The 16,282-nt window shown below is 68.0% G+C and carries 20 protein-coding genes, 1 tRNA gene and 1 other RNA gene; 5 read left to right on the forward strand and 17 right to left on the reverse strand.

The window, feature by feature from the left end; genetic code table 11:
• Positions 1-141: 141 nt before the first annotated feature.
• Complete coding sequence (ftsY, locus tag V3W47_RS01085) at positions 142-1,101, reverse strand: signal recognition particle-docking protein FtsY (protein ID WP_331823299.1); 960 nt, start codon at positions 1,099-1,101, stop codon at positions 142-144.
• A 377-nt stretch (positions 1,102-1,478) separates the two neighbouring features.
• Between ftsY and V3W47_RS01090 the strand changes: the two genes are divergently transcribed.
• A complete protein-coding gene (locus V3W47_RS01090) occupies positions 1,479-1,928 on the forward strand; it encodes a hypothetical protein (RefSeq protein ID WP_331823300.1) in 450 nt (149 codons plus the stop codon).
• 69 nt (positions 1,929-1,997) lie between these two features.
• On the opposite strand, the gene V3W47_RS01095 is transcribed toward V3W47_RS01090, so the two are convergent.
• From V3W47_RS01095 to V3W47_RS01120, 6 genes are all read right to left on the reverse strand, one after another.
• Complete coding sequence (locus V3W47_RS01095) at positions 1,998-2,966, reverse strand: ring-cleaving dioxygenase (RefSeq protein ID WP_331823301.1); 969 nt, start codon at positions 2,964-2,966, stop codon at positions 1,998-2,000.
• A 248-nt stretch (positions 2,967-3,214) separates the two neighbouring features.
• Positions 3,215-4,390 carry an acetyl-CoA C-acyltransferase gene (locus V3W47_RS01100; RefSeq protein WP_331823302.1) on the reverse strand — a complete coding sequence of 392 codons (1,176 nt, stop codon included), beginning with the start codon at positions 4,388-4,390 and terminating at the stop codon, positions 3,215-3,217.
• Position 4,391: 1 nt separating this feature from the next.
• On the reverse strand, positions 4,392-4,706 hold the full coding sequence (locus tag V3W47_RS01105; protein ID WP_331823303.1) for a DUF6959 family protein: 315 nt from the start codon (positions 4,704-4,706) through the stop codon (positions 4,392-4,394).
• Positions 4,703-5,155 carry a helix-turn-helix domain-containing protein gene (locus V3W47_RS01110; protein ID WP_331823304.1) on the reverse strand — a complete coding sequence of 151 codons (453 nt, stop codon included), beginning with the start codon at positions 5,153-5,155 and terminating at the stop codon, positions 4,703-4,705. The genes V3W47_RS01105 and V3W47_RS01110 overlap by 4 nt, the downstream gene beginning before the upstream one ends.
• A gap of 10 nt (positions 5,156-5,165) precedes the next feature.
• Positions 5,166-5,351: a type II toxin-antitoxin system HicA family toxin gene (locus tag V3W47_RS01115; RefSeq protein ID WP_331823305.1), complete on the reverse strand. Its 186-nt coding sequence runs from the start codon at positions 5,349-5,351 to the stop codon at positions 5,166-5,168.
• Between the two features lie 38 nt (positions 5,352-5,389).
• Positions 5,390-7,468, reverse strand: a complete 2,079-nt coding sequence (locus tag V3W47_RS01120; RefSeq protein ID WP_331823306.1) for a 3-hydroxyacyl-CoA dehydrogenase NAD-binding domain-containing protein — start codon at positions 7,466-7,468, stop codon at positions 5,390-5,392.
• Between the two features lie 122 nt (positions 7,469-7,590).
• Here V3W47_RS01120 and V3W47_RS01125 point away from each other — a divergent pair, with 122 nt between their 5' ends.
• Positions 7,591-8,580, forward strand: coding sequence for an NADPH:quinone oxidoreductase family protein (locus V3W47_RS01125; RefSeq protein ID WP_331823307.1), 990 nt, complete (start codon positions 7,591-7,593; stop codon positions 8,578-8,580).
• Between the two features lie 205 nt (positions 8,581-8,785).
• Here the strand turns inward: V3W47_RS01125 and V3W47_RS01130 are convergent, their stop codons facing one another.
• The 4 genes from V3W47_RS01130 to V3W47_RS01145 all read right to left on the reverse strand — a co-directional run bounded on the left by V3W47_RS01130 (position 8,786) and on the right by V3W47_RS01145 (position 12,033).
• The gene (locus V3W47_RS01130) at positions 8,786-9,490 is read right to left on the reverse strand and encodes an IclR family transcriptional regulator (protein ID WP_331823308.1); all 705 of its coding nucleotides are present in this window, start codon (positions 9,488-9,490) and stop codon (positions 8,786-8,788) included.
• Between the two features lie 154 nt (positions 9,491-9,644).
• Positions 9,645-10,310, reverse strand: a complete 666-nt coding sequence (locus V3W47_RS01135) for an amino acid ABC transporter permease (RefSeq protein WP_331823309.1) — start codon at positions 10,308-10,310, stop codon at positions 9,645-9,647.
• Between the two features lie 63 nt (positions 10,311-10,373).
• Positions 10,374-11,147: a transporter substrate-binding domain-containing protein gene (locus tag V3W47_RS01140; protein ID WP_331823310.1), complete on the reverse strand. Its 774-nt coding sequence runs from the start codon at positions 11,145-11,147 to the stop codon at positions 10,374-10,376.
• 151 nt (positions 11,148-11,298) lie between these two features.
• Positions 11,299-12,033, reverse strand: coding sequence for a carbonic anhydrase (locus tag V3W47_RS01145; RefSeq protein WP_331823574.1), 735 nt, complete (start codon positions 12,031-12,033; stop codon positions 11,299-11,301).
• Positions 12,034-12,109: 76 nt separating this feature from the next.
• Between V3W47_RS01145 and V3W47_RS01150 the strand changes: the two genes are divergently transcribed.
• The gene (locus tag V3W47_RS01150; protein ID WP_331823311.1) at positions 12,110-12,493 is read left to right on the forward strand and encodes a hypothetical protein; all 384 of its coding nucleotides are present in this window, start codon (positions 12,110-12,112) and stop codon (positions 12,491-12,493) included.
• Between the two features lie 28 nt (positions 12,494-12,521).
• Here the strand turns inward: V3W47_RS01150 and V3W47_RS01155 are convergent, their stop codons facing one another.
• The 4 genes from V3W47_RS01155 to V3W47_RS01170 form a co-directional block, all read right to left on the reverse strand.
• Positions 12,522-12,881, reverse strand: coding sequence for a tRNA-binding protein (locus V3W47_RS01155; protein ID WP_331823312.1), 360 nt, complete (start codon positions 12,879-12,881; stop codon positions 12,522-12,524).
• A gap of 190 nt (positions 12,882-13,071) precedes the next feature.
• Complete coding sequence (locus V3W47_RS01160) at positions 13,072-13,572, reverse strand: arsinothricin resistance N-acetyltransferase ArsN1 family A (protein ID WP_331823313.1); 501 nt, start codon at positions 13,570-13,572, stop codon at positions 13,072-13,074.
• A gap of 35 nt (positions 13,573-13,607) precedes the next feature.
• Positions 13,608-13,706, reverse strand: an RNA gene (gene ffs / locus V3W47_RS01165) — signal recognition particle sRNA small type.
• A 93-nt stretch (positions 13,707-13,799) separates the two neighbouring features.
• Positions 13,800-13,884, reverse strand: a tRNA-Leu gene (locus V3W47_RS01170).
• A gap of 177 nt (positions 13,885-14,061) precedes the next feature.
• Between V3W47_RS01170 and rpsO the strand changes: the two genes are divergently transcribed.
• Positions 14,062-14,337: a 30S ribosomal protein S15 gene (rpsO, locus tag V3W47_RS01175; protein WP_331823314.1), complete on the forward strand. Its 276-nt coding sequence runs from the start codon at positions 14,062-14,064 to the stop codon at positions 14,335-14,337.
• 82 nt (positions 14,338-14,419) lie between these two features.
• Here rpsO and V3W47_RS01180 read toward each other — a convergent pair whose 3' ends face one another.
• Both V3W47_RS01180 and V3W47_RS01185 read right to left on the reverse strand, forming a co-directional pair.
• A complete protein-coding gene (locus V3W47_RS01180; RefSeq protein WP_331823315.1) occupies positions 14,420-14,872 on the reverse strand; it encodes a gamma-glutamylcyclotransferase family protein in 453 nt (150 codons plus the stop codon).
• 50 nt (positions 14,873-14,922) lie between these two features.
• Positions 14,923-15,624 (reverse strand): XRE family transcriptional regulator, encoded by a 702-nt coding sequence (locus V3W47_RS01185; protein ID WP_331823316.1) that lies wholly within the window; start codon positions 15,622-15,624, stop codon positions 14,923-14,925.
• A gap of 193 nt (positions 15,625-15,817) precedes the next feature.
• Between V3W47_RS01185 and V3W47_RS01190 the strand changes: the two genes are divergently transcribed.
• Positions 15,818-16,141 (forward strand): hypothetical protein, encoded by a 324-nt coding sequence (locus V3W47_RS01190; RefSeq protein WP_331823317.1) that lies wholly within the window; start codon positions 15,818-15,820, stop codon positions 16,139-16,141.
• Positions 16,142-16,282 lie beyond the last annotated feature (141 nt).

Raw genomic sequence — 16,282 nt, forward strand, 5'->3', positions numbered from 1 at the left:
CGGGAGGACGTGAGGCGGTGGGTGAGATGCCCCCACCCTAGGCCTCCCCCTCTTGCAGGCCCGTCACATGGCCCGTTCCTCAAGGCCCGTTACGAACGGTCAGGAGGCGGACCCCACGCCGCCTCCCGTCCAGACCTCTCCTCACACGCTCTTGGGAATGTCCACATCGAACAGGGCGCGCACGAAGTCCCCGCTGTCGAAGGGTTGCAGGTCGTCCGGCCCCTCGCCCACGCCGATGAACTTGATGGGCACGCCGAGTTCCCGCACGATGGGGATGAGGATGCCGCCCTTCGACGTGCCGTCGAGCTTGGTAACGATCACGCCCGTGAGGGGGGTGGCCTCGTGGAACTTCTTGGCCTGCGTCAGGCCGTTTTGCCCGGTCACGGCGTCGAGGACGAGCCACACGTCGGCGGGTTCGCCGGGATCGGCCTTCTCGATGACGCGGCGGACCTTTTTCAGCTCCTCCATCAGGTTGTGTTTGGTGTGGAGCCGCCCGGCGGTGTCCACGAGGAGGAGGTCGGTGCCCCGCGCCACACGCGCGCTCGCCGCGTCAAAGGCCACGGCGGCGGGGTCGCCCCCCTCCGGCCCCTGCACGACGGGCACGCCGAGGCGGTCGCCCCACACGCCGAGCTGCGCGCCCGCCGCCGCGCGGAAGGTGTCCCCGGCGGCGAACATGACGCTGCGGCCCCGGCCCATGTAGTACTGCCCGAGCTTGGCGATGGTGGTCGTCTTGCCCACCCCGTTCACGCCGATCACCATGACGACTCGGCCCCCCGGGTCCACCGCCGTGCGCCGCGCGTTCGGGGCGAAGCCGAACTTGCGGAACTGCGCCCGGCGCGCGTTGGGTTCGAGTTGCAGGGTGAGGGCCTCCATGAGCGCCTCTTGCAGATTCGGTTTATCGCTCGCCCGCACGTCGGCCAAAATTTCCTCGGTGGCGGCGCGGCCCACGTCGGCGGCGATCAGGGCGTATTCGAGGTCCTCGATGGAGTCCAGCCGGTTCGTGAAGGTGTCCCGCAGGTCGGTGCCCAGAGTCCCGGCGGTGTCGTTCAGTTGCTTGCGGGTCTTGCTCAGCCCGTCCCGCAGGCGCTCTAGCCAACTCATGCCCCCACCATACCGCCCAGGGGGAGGGCGGCGGGCGCAAGGGATCGCAAAGCCGGAGAGAACTTCTTCGCGCCGCCGCTCCATGTGTTTCCAGAGATGCCGCTACCCTGACGACCTGTCAAACCTCCTGACCGGAGCGAAGAATCAGCTCCCCTCACGTGGTCCCTGTAGTGTCAGAACCCATGAAGTTGCCACCAGAAGAACCCGACTTCGGGCCGTGGACCGTCGTTTCACTGGTGGCGTTGCTCAACTCCTGTCAGCGCAAGTTCCCAGAAGCGACCGAGCGACCGGGAGTCCTGGCCGTCGATGGGCGTGGAGCAAGTGGGAAATCGACGTTTGCAGCCGTGCTCCATCGTGCCGTTCCAGGCTCTGTTGTCGTGCATACAGACGATATCGCCTGGCACCATGCCTTCTTCGACTGGGCAACGCTCGCCCGCGACGGTGTGCTCATTCCCGTCCACGGCGGTCAGGCGGTGCGCTATCGCCCCCCGGCCTGGGACGCACGAGGCCGAGAGGGGGCCATCGTGGTGCCCTCCGGCTGTCCCCTGGTCGTCGTGGAGGGCTGCGGGGCGGCCCGCCGCGAACTGATGCCGTGGCTTGATGTTGTGGTCTGGGTGCAGGCGGACATCGAGAAGGCGAAGGCACGGGGGTTGGTGCGTGACGGGGGCACGGCGGAGGTCGAAGCGTTCTGGGACGAGTGGATGGCCGAGGAGGTTCCCTTTTTTGCTCAGGAGCGACCCTGGGAGCGGGCGGACGTTATCGTTTCCGGCATACCTACGCTTGACCATGAGCCGCAGTCACAAGCTGTGGTCTCCGCCAGAACGTGAGGAGGGCCTGGTGCTACACCCTCAGCCTGAAACGGGGCATGAGGTCGGGGAGGGCGCATCTGCGGTAGCTCAGCCCTCCCTCCGCCGGAGTCTTAACGGCGTCAAGCCCGCCTCAATCTGCGTGCGCTGTCCCTCCAGAAAGGGCGCGAGGACCAGCGTTTCCCCCAAATGCTCCGGGGCCTCGTCCACCGCGAAGCCGGGGCCGTCGGTCGCCAGCTCGATCAGGACGCCCTGCGGCTCGCGGTAGTAGACCGAGTGGAACCAGTGGCGATCCACCTCGCCGCTCGTTCGCAGACCGAGGCCGCTCAAGCGGGCGCTCCAGGCGTGGTAGTCGTCGTCGCGCACTCGCAGGGCAAGGTGGTGGACGCCGCCCGCACCGGACCGGGCCGGGGGCAGGCTGGGATCGAGGCGAAGGTGGAGTTCGGCGTGTGGTCCACTCTCCCCCATCGCGTACACGTGGACCGTCCGCTCCGGCTTCTCCGGGTCCGGGTACGTGCCCGCCGCGTGCAGGCCGTAGGCGCGCGTCAGCACCCGCTCGGTGGGAAACAGGCCGGGCAGGGTGAGTTCGGCGGGGCCGAGACCGAGAATCTGGTGTTCGGCGGGGATGAGGCTGCCCTCCCATACCACCCCCTCCGGACCCCCCTCCACGAGGCTGAGGCGCTGGCCTTCCGGGTCGGCGAAGTCGAGGTGAGCACGGCCCGCGCGGGTGACAGGCGTGACGCTCAGGCCATGCCCGCGCAGATGCTCGGCCCACCACTCCAGACTCCCGGTGGGCACCCGCAGCCCCGTCCGCGTGATGCTGTTGTTTCCCGGCACCTCGGGCGGCACGGGCCACTCAAAGAACGTCAGGTCGCTTCCCGGACTCCCCGCCCCGTCCGCGAAGAACAGGTGATAGGCCGTCACGTCGTCCTGATTCACCGTCCTCTTCACGAGCCGCAGCCCCAGCACGCCCGTGTAGAAGTCGAGGTTCGCCTGCGCGTTCGCCGTCACGGCGGTGATGTGGTGCAGCCCGTGAGGGATGAGGGGGGAGGTGGTCATGGGAGAAGTGTAGATCGTTTAATGTTGAACGATTGTGAGCATGGTGTTGGCGGGAGTAGTGAGCATGGTGTTGGCGGGAGTAGGGCGTTGGAGTCATCACGTCGCCCCCTCACCCCGGCGCTCTCCCACGAGGGGAGAGGGAGCAAAACACCGTGGTCCTTCACACGAGGGCAAAAGAAGAGGGCGCGAGACGGCCCTCTCCCGCCCCGCGCCCCTCATCCCTCATCTCTCAACCCTCATCCCTGCCCTTACAACACCTCGAACAGCCCCGCCGCCCCCATGCCGCCGCCGACGCACATCGTCGCCACGACGTACTTGACGCCCCGGCGACGACCCTCGATCAGGGCGTGGCCGACGAGCCGCGCGCCGCTCATGCCATAGGGGTGGCCGATGGAGATAGCGCCACCGTTGACGTTGAGGAGTTCATCGGGAATACCGAGCTTGTCCTGGCAGTAGAGCACCTGCACGGCGAACGCCTCGTTCAGCTCCCACAGGCCGATGTCATCCACGGTGAGGTCGAAACGCTTCAGGAGCCTGGGCACCGCGTACACCGGGCCGATGCCCATTTCGTCGGGGTCGGTGCCCGCGACGGCCATGCCCATGTAGCGCCCGAGCGGTTTCATGCCCCGGCGCTCGGCCAGCCCCGCCTCCATGAGCACGCAGGCGGCGGCCCCATCGGAGAGTTGAGAAGCGTTGCCCGCCGTGATCTGGTTGCCCTCGCCGCGCACGGCCTTCAGCGAGCGCAGGCCCTCCAGCGTCGTGTCGGGGCGGTTGCCCTCGTCCTTCGTCAGCGTCACTTCCCGCATCGTGACCTCGCCCGTCGCCCTGTCGGTCACGGCCATGCGCGCGGTCACGGGGACGATCTCCTCGTCGAACAGGCCCTCCGCCTGAGCGCGGGCGGTGCGCTGCTGAGAGCGCAGGGCGTACTCGTCGCAGCGTTCGCGGCTGACCGAGTACCGATGACCGACGACCTCGGCGGTGTCGATCATCGGCATGTAGACGCCGTTGTGCATGGACAGGAGTTCGGGGTCCGGCCCCACGCGCATCTCCGGCGTCTGCACGAGCGAGATGGACTCCACGCCGCCCGCCACGCACACGTCCATCCGGTCCACGATGATCTGCTTGGCTGCCGTGGCGATGGACATGAGGCCGGAGGCGCACTGGCGGTCGATGGACATGCCCGCCACCCCCACGCCGAGGCCAGCGCGCAGCGCGGCGTTGCGGCCAATGGTGGTCTGGACGCCCTGCTGCATCGCCGCGCCCATCACGCAGTCGTCGATCTCGGCGGGTTCGACTCCGGCCCGCTGCACGGCGGCGCGGATGGCGTGGGCGGCCAGCGTGGGCGAGGGCGTGGCGTTGAAGGCCCCCCGGTAAGCCCTGCCGATGGGGGTGCGGGCGGTGGAAACGATGACGGCTTCACGCATGTTATTCCTCCTCCTTGGGTTGGTCCTGCGTTCTCAAAACTCCATCACGTATTCCGTGCTGTTGATAGATAGTCCAGAAACCCAAGAGCGCATCTCGCACGAATCCAAGGTCATACTCGCCTTCCTCATTCCACTGGCCGGATTCAAGCTGCTTAATCGTTGACTCAATGCGGCTGAGCATAAGGGCCAAGCTGTCACCTTGAATGGAAATGCTGGGGTATCCCCTGTCGGGTCGTTTGAATACCCAGACACCAGAGTTTCTATAAAACACTTCCACTTCAAATTTCTCGCTCACAGGTCCAACTTTCACAGTCACGACGCCTTCGTCGTCAACTTGACTTCCAGCTCAGCTTCCAGGGCGGCAGCCACTCGCCGGAGCATGTCGAGCGAGTGGCCCCAGTAGAACGGGTTAACGAGGCGGTTGACGGCGGAGCGGCTGGTGCCGAGGCGACGGGCCAGCTCCGCTTGCGTCACACCAGCCGTCTTCAACGCGTGCTCGATTTCCAAGCTGACCGGGTTCATCTCAGCGGGGGTGAGAAAGACGATCTCCTCGCTGCCGTCCAAGTCGCTCCTCAAATCGGCGTCGAGATCGTTCACGTTTCGCAGGCGGGGTACGGCACTTGGCTGATCCTCCAGCGCCAGCGCGATGGCCTCACGGGTCAGGCGGATCAGATCGTCGCGGGTTGGTGCCGTTCCGAGACAGGTCAGTTCGGGGACGAGAGCGCTCCAGTTGCGTTCACCAGAAGTGATGATCGTCAGATACATCGTGCCCCCTTTACTCCCGTCCTAGCGCGTCCTGCACAGCCCGCTCCTGATACTTCTTCGCGTCGTCGCCCGCGCTGCCGCTGATAATGACCGTGACCTCGCCCCGGACGTACTTCCGGTGACTGCCCCGCACGCTCCTCAACTCGAATCCAGCCCTTTCCAACTCACGAATCAGATCGCGGATTTTGCGGGGCATGGCTCACTCCACCAAAGTTATCAAATCCGAGAACGATTTCAGGCTCCCGCCCTCTGCCGGTCCCACCCCGCGAACGTTCCCCCCTCCTCCGCCAGCCTCTTCAAGAGCGGCGCGGGCGTCTGGCCGTACCGCTCCAGCTCGGCCACCACGTTCTGCAAGCCCACCTCGTCGGCGTACTGCATAGGGCCGCCCCGGTGGGCGGGGAAGCCGTAGCCGTAGATGTAGATCACGTCGATGTCGCCCGCGCGCTGGGCGATGCCCTCGTCGAGAATCTGCGCGCCCTCGTTCACGAGGCTGTAGACGAGGCGTCCGGTGATCTCCTCCTGCCCCAGCTCGCGCGGCTGGAGGCCCTGCTCGGCGCGGTAGTCCTCGATGAGCCTCTGCATATCGGCGTTGGGGCTGGGACGGCGTTTCTCGTCGTAGTCGTAGATGCCGCCGCCCGTCTTCTGGCCCTTGCGCCCGGCCTCCACGATACGGTCGAGCCAGCCGTCGGGTTTGGGGAGGCCGCGCACCTTCGCCTGGTGCTGGCGGATGGAATAGCCGATATCCAGCCCGGCCATATCGCTCATCTCGAAGGGTCCCATCGGCAGCCCGAGCGCGTGCATGGCAGCGTCGGCGTCCTGCGGGCGGGCACCCTCCTCCACGAGCTTGCGCGCCTCCTCGCCGTAGCGGTGAATCATGCGGTTGCCCACGAAGCCGTCGCAGACGCCGACCACCACGCCCACTTTCCTGATGCGCCTGGCGAGGGCCATGCTGGTGGCGAGGACGGAATCGCTCGTCTTCCCGGCGCGCACGATTTCGAGAAGCTTCATGACGTTCGCCGGGCTGAAGAAGTGCAGGCCGATCAGCTGTTCGGGGCGCGAGGTCACGGAGGCAATCTCGTTCACGTCGAGGGTCGAGGTGTTCGTGGCGAGGATGGCACCGGGCTTGGCGATGGCGTCCAGCCGTTTGAAGATGTCCTTCTTCACGTCCATGTTCTCGAACACGGCCTCGATGATGATGTCGGCGTCCGAGAGCGCGGACATGTCGAGAGCGGGTGTGAGGAGGCCCATGCGCCCCTCCACGTCCTCCATGCTCAGGCGGCCCTTCCTCGCCGTGTTCTCGTAGTTGCGGCGGATGATACCGAGGCCACGGTCGAGCGCCTCCCGCGAGGTCTCCACGATGGTGACGGGGATGCCCACGTTCAGGAAGTTCATGGCGATGCCGCCGCCCATCGTGCCCGCGCCGATGATTCCGGCGGATTTGATCTCGGTGGTGGGCGTGTTCTTGCCCAGCCCCGGAATCTTGCCCGCCTCGCGCTCGGCGAAGAAGATGTGGCGCAGGCCGCGCGACTGGGGGGAGTCCTTCGCCTGCATGAAGAGGCGCGCCTCTGCGTCCCAGCCCACCGCGAAGGGCTGGGTGGCCGCCATCTCCGCGAGGTCCACGATGAGGGAGGGCGAGAGCTGGCCCCGGTGCGTCTTGCCGAGGCTCTGACGGGCGGCGGCAAAAACTTCCGGGCTGGCGTCCGTCACCGCGCGCTCGCTGACGCGGGGCAGGGGGCGGGCGTCGGCGTGTGCCCGCGCGAAGCTCACCGCACCATCCAGCAACTCGCCCTCCACGATCTCATCCACGAGGCCAAGTTCTTTGGCTTCCGTGGCCTTGACCGGGTTGCCCGAGAGCATCATCTCCAACGCCTTCTGGACGCCGACCACGCGGGGCAGCCGTTGTGTGCCGCCCGCGCCGGGCAGGACACCGAGTTTCACTTCGGGCAGCCCCATCTGCGCGTCCCTGACCGCCACGCGGTAGGTGCAGGCGAGAGCCACCTCCAGCCCGCCGCCGAGGGCCGTGCCGTGGATGGCGGCGACGGTCGGCTTCTCGAAGCTGTCGAGGCGGGAGATGAAACCGCGCAGGTCTGGGGCCTGCTCGCGGGGCAGGTCGAAGGTCTTGATGTCCGCCCCCGCGATGAAGGTGCGCCCACCGCCGATGATGACGACGGCGCGCACCGCTTCGTCCGCCAGCGCGGCGTCCAGGCCAGCGTGCAGTCCTTCCGGCACACCGGGCGAGAAGGCGTTGACGGGTGGGTTCTGGATGGTCAGGACGAGAACGTTCCCCTGACGGGTCTGCTCGACGATGCTCATGGATTGGTACCTCCTTCGGTGAGGCCCATGCTTCCACGGGTCGGGGCCGGGGTCAAATACGTCCGCGTTCAAGGTGTACGTTCACGTTCACCCACCGGGGAACAGTCGGGTATGCTCGCCGCATGACCCCATCCATGAAGGCCATCGTCGTGGAACGCCTCGGCCCGCCCGAGGTGCTGGAAGTGCGCGAGCTGCCCGTCCCCCAGCCCGGTCCCGGCGAGGTGCGGCTGCGGGTGGAGGCGGTGGGCATCAACTTCGCGGACGTGCTCGCCGTGGCGGGCGAGTACCTGACGCGCACGCGGGTGCCCTACACGCCGGGCATGGAATTCGCCGGAGTCGTGGACGCACTCGGCGAGGGCGTGAGCGGGGTGGAGGTCGGTCAGAGGGTGGCGAGCCTGGGCGGGCGCGGCGGACTGGCCGAGTACGCGCTGTCCCCGGCGGCGGCGCTCATTCCCGTCCCCTCGACGTTCACCGCCGCGCAGGCCGCCGCCTTCCCGGTGTCGTACTTCACGGCCTACCACGGGCTGAAGACGCTGGGGCACGGGCAGGAGGGCGAGTGGGTCCTCGTGCAGGCGGCGGCGGGGGCGCTGGGCACGGCGAGCATCCAACTGGCGAAGGCGATGGGCATGAACGTCGTGGCGATGGCGAGCACCGGGGAGAAGCTGCGAATCGCCCAGGACCTCGGTGCCGACGTGACCCTGCTGCAAGACGACCCCGACCGGGTGCAGAAGGTGAGGGACGCGGCGGGCGGACAGGGCGTGCCCCTCATCCTGGAGGTCGTGGGTGGCAGCCGCTTTCAGGAGAGCCTGGATATGGCCGCCAACCGGGGCCGGATCATCGTGATCGGCAACGCCAGCCGCGAGGGGGCGAACCTGCGTCCCGTGGAGCTGATGAAACGCAACCTCACCGTGACCGGGCTGTGGCTCACCTCGCTGATGGGCGACCGGGAGGCGACCCGCGAGGCCGCGCAGGCGCTTACGCCGCTGGTGGCGAGCGGGCAGGTGACGCCGCAGGTCGGACCGACCTACCCGCTGGAGGGCAGCGCCCGCGCCTTTCAGGACATCCTCGACCGCAAGACGACGGGGAAGGTGATCATCGAACCGGGGAGATAAGCAGGTCAGAGGTCAGGACTGGGGATGTGGAGTCTGGAGGAGAAGAGTCCTGTTCTCCGGTGGAGTGCGCTGGTAGGAGAGCGGCCCTCTCACCTACCGCGCTGTGGTTGACTCGTCCCGCCCCTCGCGTGAAGGTGGTCCGTCTTCTCGCGCCAGGGTCCAGCCGACCATCCCGGCACACCCTACCGGTGGACAGCACCAGCCCCTACGCCAACTCCTCCGCCTCGCGCACGATGCCCAGCACACGCTCGCGCACCTGCCGTTCCTCGCGGAGGTAGCGTCCGGCGCTCATCTGCACGCCGATGGCGGCGACGACCTGCCCCCCGTGCTGGTAGGGCACGCCCAGGGTGCATTGCCCCGTCACCCACTCCTCGATGGAGTAGGCGTAGCCCCGCCGCCGCACGCGGGCGACCTCGGTGCGCCACTCGTCGGGCGTGGTGATGCTGCTCTCCGTGCAGACGCTGAAGGTGCGCGGCTGGAAGTCGGCGTGGGCGTACAGAATCTTGCCGCTCGCCGTCGCCGTGGCGGGCAGGTAGATGTCGAGCGGCAGGTCGATGTCCGCGTCGGGGTGCCGCTCCCGGATGGCGCACACGACCTCCTCGCCCTCCAGAATGCACAGGAAGGCCACCGCCCGCACCCCCAGCGCGAGCCGGGTGATGAGCGACCGCGCGTCAGGAAACCACGGCAGCGCCGCCGTGAGCTGCCCCCCCATCTCCGCGATGTGCCACGACAGGCGGTACTTCCCGGCGGGTGTGCGCCGCAGGAAGCCCGCCTCCGTCAGCCCGGCGAGGTAGGCGTGGGCGGTAGCACGCGGCACGCTCAGATGCGCGGCGAGCGCCCGCACCCCCCACTCGGGCTGCTCGGCGCTGAAAGCTCCCAGGATGCTCGCGGCTTTCTGGAGGGAGAGCACCCGTCCAGCTTAAACGGACAGGGGGGAGGAGGGTGTGAGGGTAAGGAAGGGGCGAAAGTTGATGGACGTACGTTCAACCCGGCGCGTTGACGAACGGGCCGAAGCCCCAGGCGGATTTGCGCTGACCGCCGAAAGCTGACGGCTGACCGCTCCCCTACGCCACCCCCCGTGACAGCCGCCGCTCCACCCGCCGCTGCACGACCTCCAGCACGGCGCTGATGGCCCAGTACAGCAGGGCCGCCATGAGGTAAGGGCCGAACGGCTCGAAGGTCCGGGCGATGACGAGCTGGGCGCTCCGCAGCAGTTCGACCACCGTGATCACGGAGACGAGCGACGTGTCCTTCACCAGCCCGATCAGGCTGTTGCCGAGGCTGGGGGCAGCGACCCGGAGGGCCTGCGGCAGCACGATCAGCCGCATCGTCTGCGAGGGCGTCAGGCCCAGGCTGTAGGCCGCCTCCCGCTGCCCGCGCCCCACCGACAGGATCGCCGCGCGGATTGTCTCCGAGAGGTAGGCCCCGGCGTTCAGAGTCAGGGCCAGCACGCCGCCCACCACCGGGCTGAGGGTAACGCCGAAGCTCGGCAGCCCGTAGTAGATGACGAAAATCTGCACCAGCAGCGGCGTTCCCCGGATGAAGGAGACGTACAGCCCCGTCAGCGCCCGCAGCGGCCCCACCCGTGACAGCCGCGCGAGCGCCACCGCGAAGCCCAGCGGCAGCCCCAGCACCATCGCCGCGAGCGCGAACGCCAGCGTGATGCCCGCCCCCTGCACGAGGACGGGCAGGGCCTGGAGGGCGCTTTGCAGGATGAAGGAGAGGTCCACAGGCTCACCTTAAGGGGCGGCGAGACGAACAGGGCTTCCCCCACGTCCCGCCGCCCCCGATCCTCACTGCCCCGGCTGGCCCACGTCCTGCCCGAACCATTGGCGGCTGATGCGGGCGTAGGTGCCGTCCGCCCTGATCTGCCGCAGCGCCCGGTCGATGGCGGTCTTGAGGCCCGTGTTGTCCTTGCGAAGCGCGATGCCCACCGCCTCCGGGTCGCCGATCACGCCCGCGCCCTTCACGGGCAGGTTGTCGCGCTTGATGAGGTAGCCCACGAGCAGGCGGTCGTTGTACGCGGCGTCGAGGCGGCCCGAGATCAGGTCACGCAGGTACTCGGGGGCACCGGGGTACGTCACGACGTTGATGCCGCCCGCGTCGCGCAACTGCTTCTCGAAGTTGCTCCCCAGCCCCACGCCGACGCGCTTGCCCTTCAGGTCGGCGAGGGTCCTGAAGGAAGTGTTCGCGTTCCCACGGACGATGATCTGCGGCGAGCTGTAGGCGTAGGGGGCGCTGAACCCGATGGCCCTCTGCCGCTCCGGCGTGATGCCGACCTGATTCACGATCACGTCGTACTTCCGCGCCTGCAACCCGGCGAGGATGCCGCTCCACTCGGTCAGCACGAACTCCGGCTTGAGGCCCAGCCTGGCGGCGACGGCTTTGGCGATGTCCACGTCGAAGCCGACGAGTTGCCCCCTCTCGTCCTTGAAGGTGAAGGGCGCGTAGGTGCCCTCCATCCCGATCTTGAGGACGCCGGATTCGAGGGTGGTGGGACGAGTCTGGGCCTCGGCACCGCCCGTCAGGAGCAGCCCGGTGAGCAGGGGGGGCAGGATTCGCTTCATGGTTCCTCCGCTGGTGGGGCACCGCTCGTCTCCGCTCGGACGGGGCACCGCGCGACCTCCCAACCTACGCCTGTTGACCTGTTTTATAAACTGCTTTGCCCTGAGAAGCAGCTTAGCTCGGCCTTGAGCGCCAGACAGGGGAGGGGCACGGCTAGGGCCGCAGGTCCTCCTCGTCGATGAGGAAATCCACCGCGCCCGAGCCGATCTCGTAGTAGGCCCCGATGACGCGAATCTGCCCGCGCGCCTCGGCGGCCTGAATGACGGGCTGCTCGCGCAGGGCGGCGACCTGACAGCGCACGTTGTTGAGCACGGCCTCGCGCATCCGGGCCTTCTTGTCGCGGATGGGGGGCAGGTCACGCACGCAGGGCTGGATGCGGGCGATGAGCTTGCGGAGGTTCTCCGGCTCCTGCGCGATCCTCTCGTCGGACAGCATCGCCGCCGCCACCGCGCCGCAGCCCTCGTGGCCCATGACGACGATGAGCTGCACGTCGAGATGCTCGGTCGCGTATTCCAGCGTCCCCAGCCCCGCGTCGCCGACCACGTTGCCCGCCACCCGCACCACGAAGAGGTCGCCGAGGCCCTGGTCGAAGACGATCTCCACGGGCACCCGGCTGTCACTGCACGCGAGGACCGCCGCGAAGGGTGTCTGCCCCATGATCTGCGCGCGGCGCTGGTTGGCGTCCACCTCCGGGCGGGTGGCCTGCCCCGAGAAGAAGCGGGCGTTGCCGTCCTGAAGGGCCTGAATCGCGTCCTCCGGCGAGGCGAGGCGGGCCGGGCGCAACTCGGCGATGTCTTCCATGCTCGCGCCCCGGCGAATCGCCGCCAGAATGCGCCGCTCCAGCTCACGCGGATCGAAGGGGGGAGTCGGCTCGCTCACACCGCCCATGCTACCGGGCGCGGGCTGGACCCCGTTCAAGCCTATCTGCACGCTTGCCGCCACAGGTGGGCGCTATCGTCGGTCCATGCTGGACCAGCCCGCCCAAGCTGAAGAAGCGCCGACCCTCGACGATCTCCTCGAACGTTACGCCACCCTGCGCGACACGATGCAGGGGCTGGAGCTGGAGCGCGACGAGCTGGCCGCGCAGATCAAGGCCGCCCTAGCCTCTGGTGCCCGTGCCGAGACTGACCTCTACCGCGCCGACCTCAAGACCTCGCGCCGGGTGGAATATCCCCTCGACCGCTTCCGCGACGTGTTCGGCGACGCCGCCGCGCTGGAGGCCGCCACCATCGACCGCAAGAAGGCCGAAGCCCTCGCCAAGTCGGGCGACCTTGACGCCGAGCGCCTGCGCGAACTCGCCGTGATGAAGGAAACGCAGTCGCTGGTGCTGATCCCGAAGACGCGATGAGGGCCGGGGCGTTCGCCTGTGCCGACGCTCAGAACACTTTGCCGCCGAGCTTGGCCTCCCGCGCGGGGGTCAGGACGGTCGCCTCCCCACTCGCGGCCCCCGGAAACTGCACGCCGAGGATCAACACTTCGGAGGTCGCGTCGCCGATCTGGCGCGGCTCAAAATTGAGTACCCCTACCACCTGACGCCCCAGCAGGTCGCCCGGCGCGTGCCCGGTGAAGCGGCCCACACTGACCCGGTGCCCGTACTTCCCGAAGTCCACGGTCAGCCGGTACGCCGCCCTCGGCGCGCTCGCCTCCACCTCGACCTCTACCACGCGCCCTAAGCGAATGTCCAGCCGCCCCAGAGTGTCCTCGTACGTCACGGTCGGCTTGAGTTCCGTCGCCATCTCACACCACGCTCCTCAGCTTGACATTTTGAACGGTGGCGACGCGGCCCGACGTTCCTCACCTGCTCCCGGCACAAGGCGGCTCCCAGTGCAGTTGACACGAAAATTGTCATGCTGAGCGTCAGCGAAGCATCTCGAAGTGAGATGAAGGAGGCCCTTCGCTTCGCTCAGGGTGACAAACGTTCTTCTGTCAAATGCTCTGGGTTTCCCCATCCAGCAGCACCTCAACCGTCACCACGTCGCGCCACTCGCCGTCCAAGCGGGCGTGGCGGTGGTGGATGCCCACCTCGCGGAAGCCGCAGCGGGCGTGCAGGCGGCGGCTGGCGGCGTTCTCCACGAATACGCGGCTGGTGAGCTTGTGCAGCCCCGCCGTCCGCGCGGCGTCCATCAGGGCGCGGAGGGCCGCCTCGCCGTGACCCTGCCCGCGCACTTCCCGTGCCACGTAAACGCTGTGATCGCCGATGGTCGCATACGCTTCCCGCGCGCTGTAGGGACTAGTCCACGCGAAAGCGACGACCGTTCCAGCCCCGTTCAACACCACCACGGCGGGATGGGGACCGCGCAGCCGCTCCGCCACCTCCGCCGCCGTGCGCTCCCTCGTCTCGAAGGTCGCCACCCGGTCGGCAATGCCCTCGTTGTAGATGCGGGCGATAGCGGGGGCGTCGGCGGGTGTGGCGGGCCGGGTGGACATGGCCGATCATGTCACGGGGTCGGGAAACACAAAAAGCATTGCCGGTGAGCAACGGCACCCGAGGATCATCCCTTATGGCTGCTACCTTCCGGTCCTGACCAGGTTCAGGCGTCCCCGCTGCGCTGCGCCAGCAATGCAGGGCGGAGTGTAGCACACGTCCCGAAGGTGGCAAGGCGGACACAGGTGCAAAAGTGCGCCGCCGGAACGGTGAGGTTCCGGCGGCCCGTTGGTGCTGGAGATGGGACTTGAACCCACACGCCTCGCGGCGCTAGCACCTCAAGCTAGTGCGTCTACCAATTCCGCCACCCCAGCAACGGTGAAGCGAAAGGAATGATAGGCGGCGTTCCCGGCCTTGTCAACTGCGGCCCTTGCCGGACGGCCCCGATGTGGTAGGCTGACGTTTGCCGCCGCGAGCGGTGGGGCACTCCCAGAGGGAGCATTTGGCCCGGCTGCTGCGCGCGGGACTTCATAACAAGAGAGGTACAACCTGTGATCGACAAGAAGCAGACCATCCAGACCTTTGCCCAGAGCGAAAAGGACACCGGCAGCACGACGGTACAGATCGCGCTGCTCAGCGAGCGCATCACCAACCTGTCGCGCCACCTGACCGAGAACAAGAAGGACAAGCACGGTCAGCGCGGCCTGCAACTCCTCAACGGCCAGCGCCGCCGCCTCCTGAAGTACCTGGAGCGCACCGACTACGACGGCTACATCGCCCTCACCGACCGCCTCGGCATCCGTCGCGGCCAGCGCGTCATTCGCTGAGAGTCTTCCCACCCAGCCGCCTCTTCGGGGGCGGTTTTTTGTTTGGCTTCCAGCTTCCAGCGGCCAGCATCACAGAAGGCGTTCAGCGGTCGCCCACTCTGGGACGGGCACGGTGGGGGGCCTCCCGCCAATCACCGCTCGGAATAGGAATCACGCCGGGGCGGGCGAGACGGGCAGTGTCGGCGTAGACGTAGACCCAGACGGCCTGCACCCCTCCCCCCTCCAGCGTCACGTTGACCTGCTCCCGCGTGTACAGCGGCGGCACCTCGTCCACGCCTTCCAACTCGTCGAGGAAGGGAAGGGCCGTCTCCCAGTCGCTTGGGTCATAGGTGAGAACGTAGCCGCGCACCTCGTCTGTAATCCCACCAGGCCGGATGGCTGGATACGCCTCCGGGAGCAGGTGAAGGAGCCGGAAGCCGGGAAGACGGGCGGGTTGAGCCTCGAACGCACCGCCCCTCGCCGCTATGTCCGCATTCCGCTCGCCGGGCATCAGCGTCCCGTAGACGAACACGCGAGTCAGGGAGTCGGTGCTCACGGGGCCATGCTATCGGCTGAAAGCTGATCGCTGATGGCTGACGGCTCCCCCTACAACCTGCTCCCCCTCGGCTGGTGGTAATACACCCGCCCCACCACCGTCGCCTCCTCGGGCTTGACGGGCGGGTGGTCTGGGTTGTCACTCGTGAGCCAGACGTGCGGGCCGTAGCGGCGCAACCGCTTGACGGTCAGGCCGAGGCCGGGGACATGGAGAACATAGATGCGGCCCTCGCGCAGGTCGAGGTCGCCGGGGTCCACGTACACGCGGTCGCCTGGGCGGATGCCGCCCGCGCCGCCCTCGCCCGTGCTCATGGAGTCGCCCTGCACCTCCAGCACGAGCATCTCGGGACGGTATTCCCGCGCGGGGACGAGTTCGTGGTCGATGACGCTGCCGTGGTCCTCCGCGAGCGGCAGCCCCGCCGACGCGAGCGCCCGCACGGGCACGCGGACGAGTTCCAGCGTCCCCAGCATCACGTCCCCCTCGCCGGGGATGGTCAGCATCGGCAGGCCCGTCCGCGCCACCCACTCGCTCGCACTGATCTCCAACGCACGGCGCAGGGCGTCCTGCCGCACGGGAGTCAGGGCACCCAGGGGCCGCGTCCCCCGCTCCAATCGGCTGAGGTACGGCTGGGTCACGCTGCCCGCCTCGCCCCCGTGAAGCTCGGTGCGGCGGGCCACCTCGTCCTGACGCAGACCTAGAAGAGTGCGCCGCTCTCGCAGCCAGCGGGAAAGGTCGGGGACGGAAGAGGTCACGCGAAAAGTCTAGGGTGTGCGGAAAGCCACAACTGGAATCCTATGACTTGACGATATGACTACGGACATATTATGTTGGGGACGTACCCACCCCTCTCCTCGAACAGGAGACCGCCTCTCTCCTCCGTCCGTCTTCCGAAGGCTTCCCACCTGGGGCGGCCCACGTCTTCCCATCCCTTCCCGGAGGCCCGCCATGACCGACCCTGCCCCCCTTACCGACCTTCTCCCCCTGCTGGCGACCGCGTTCGGGGCGGGGGCCGTGACGCAACTTGCGCGGCTGCTCTCGCGCCCGGCTCCTCCCCCGGCCCGGCGGGCGCTGGCGCTGGCGGTGGCGGCGGGCATCGCGGCGGTGACTGCAGTGGCGCTGCTGAGCGTGACGGTGCCGCTGCGCTCGGCCCCCGCCCCGGCCCTGCTCCTCGCCGCCGCGTGCGTGACAGGCTGGAGCGGCCCCGGCCTTCTGACCCGGCTGGGCGGGCTGATCGAGCGCCGTCTGGGGCTGGGGGGGCAGGAGGGGTAGGGTGTTGGGAGGGTCGCCGGTTGCCAGCTCCCACTCGCCGGAGGTCGTCAGGGCGCTCATTTCCTGTCTGGTGAGCACCCAGCCGGGAGAATGACCTCACCTCGGGGTGATCTAGAACCCCGGTCACTGGAACGGAAGACA

The sequence above is a fragment of the Deinococcus sp. YIM 134068 genome (assembly GCF_036543075.1).
Lineage (GTDB): Bacteria > Deinococcota > Deinococci > Deinococcales > Deinococcaceae > Deinococcus > Deinococcus lichenicola.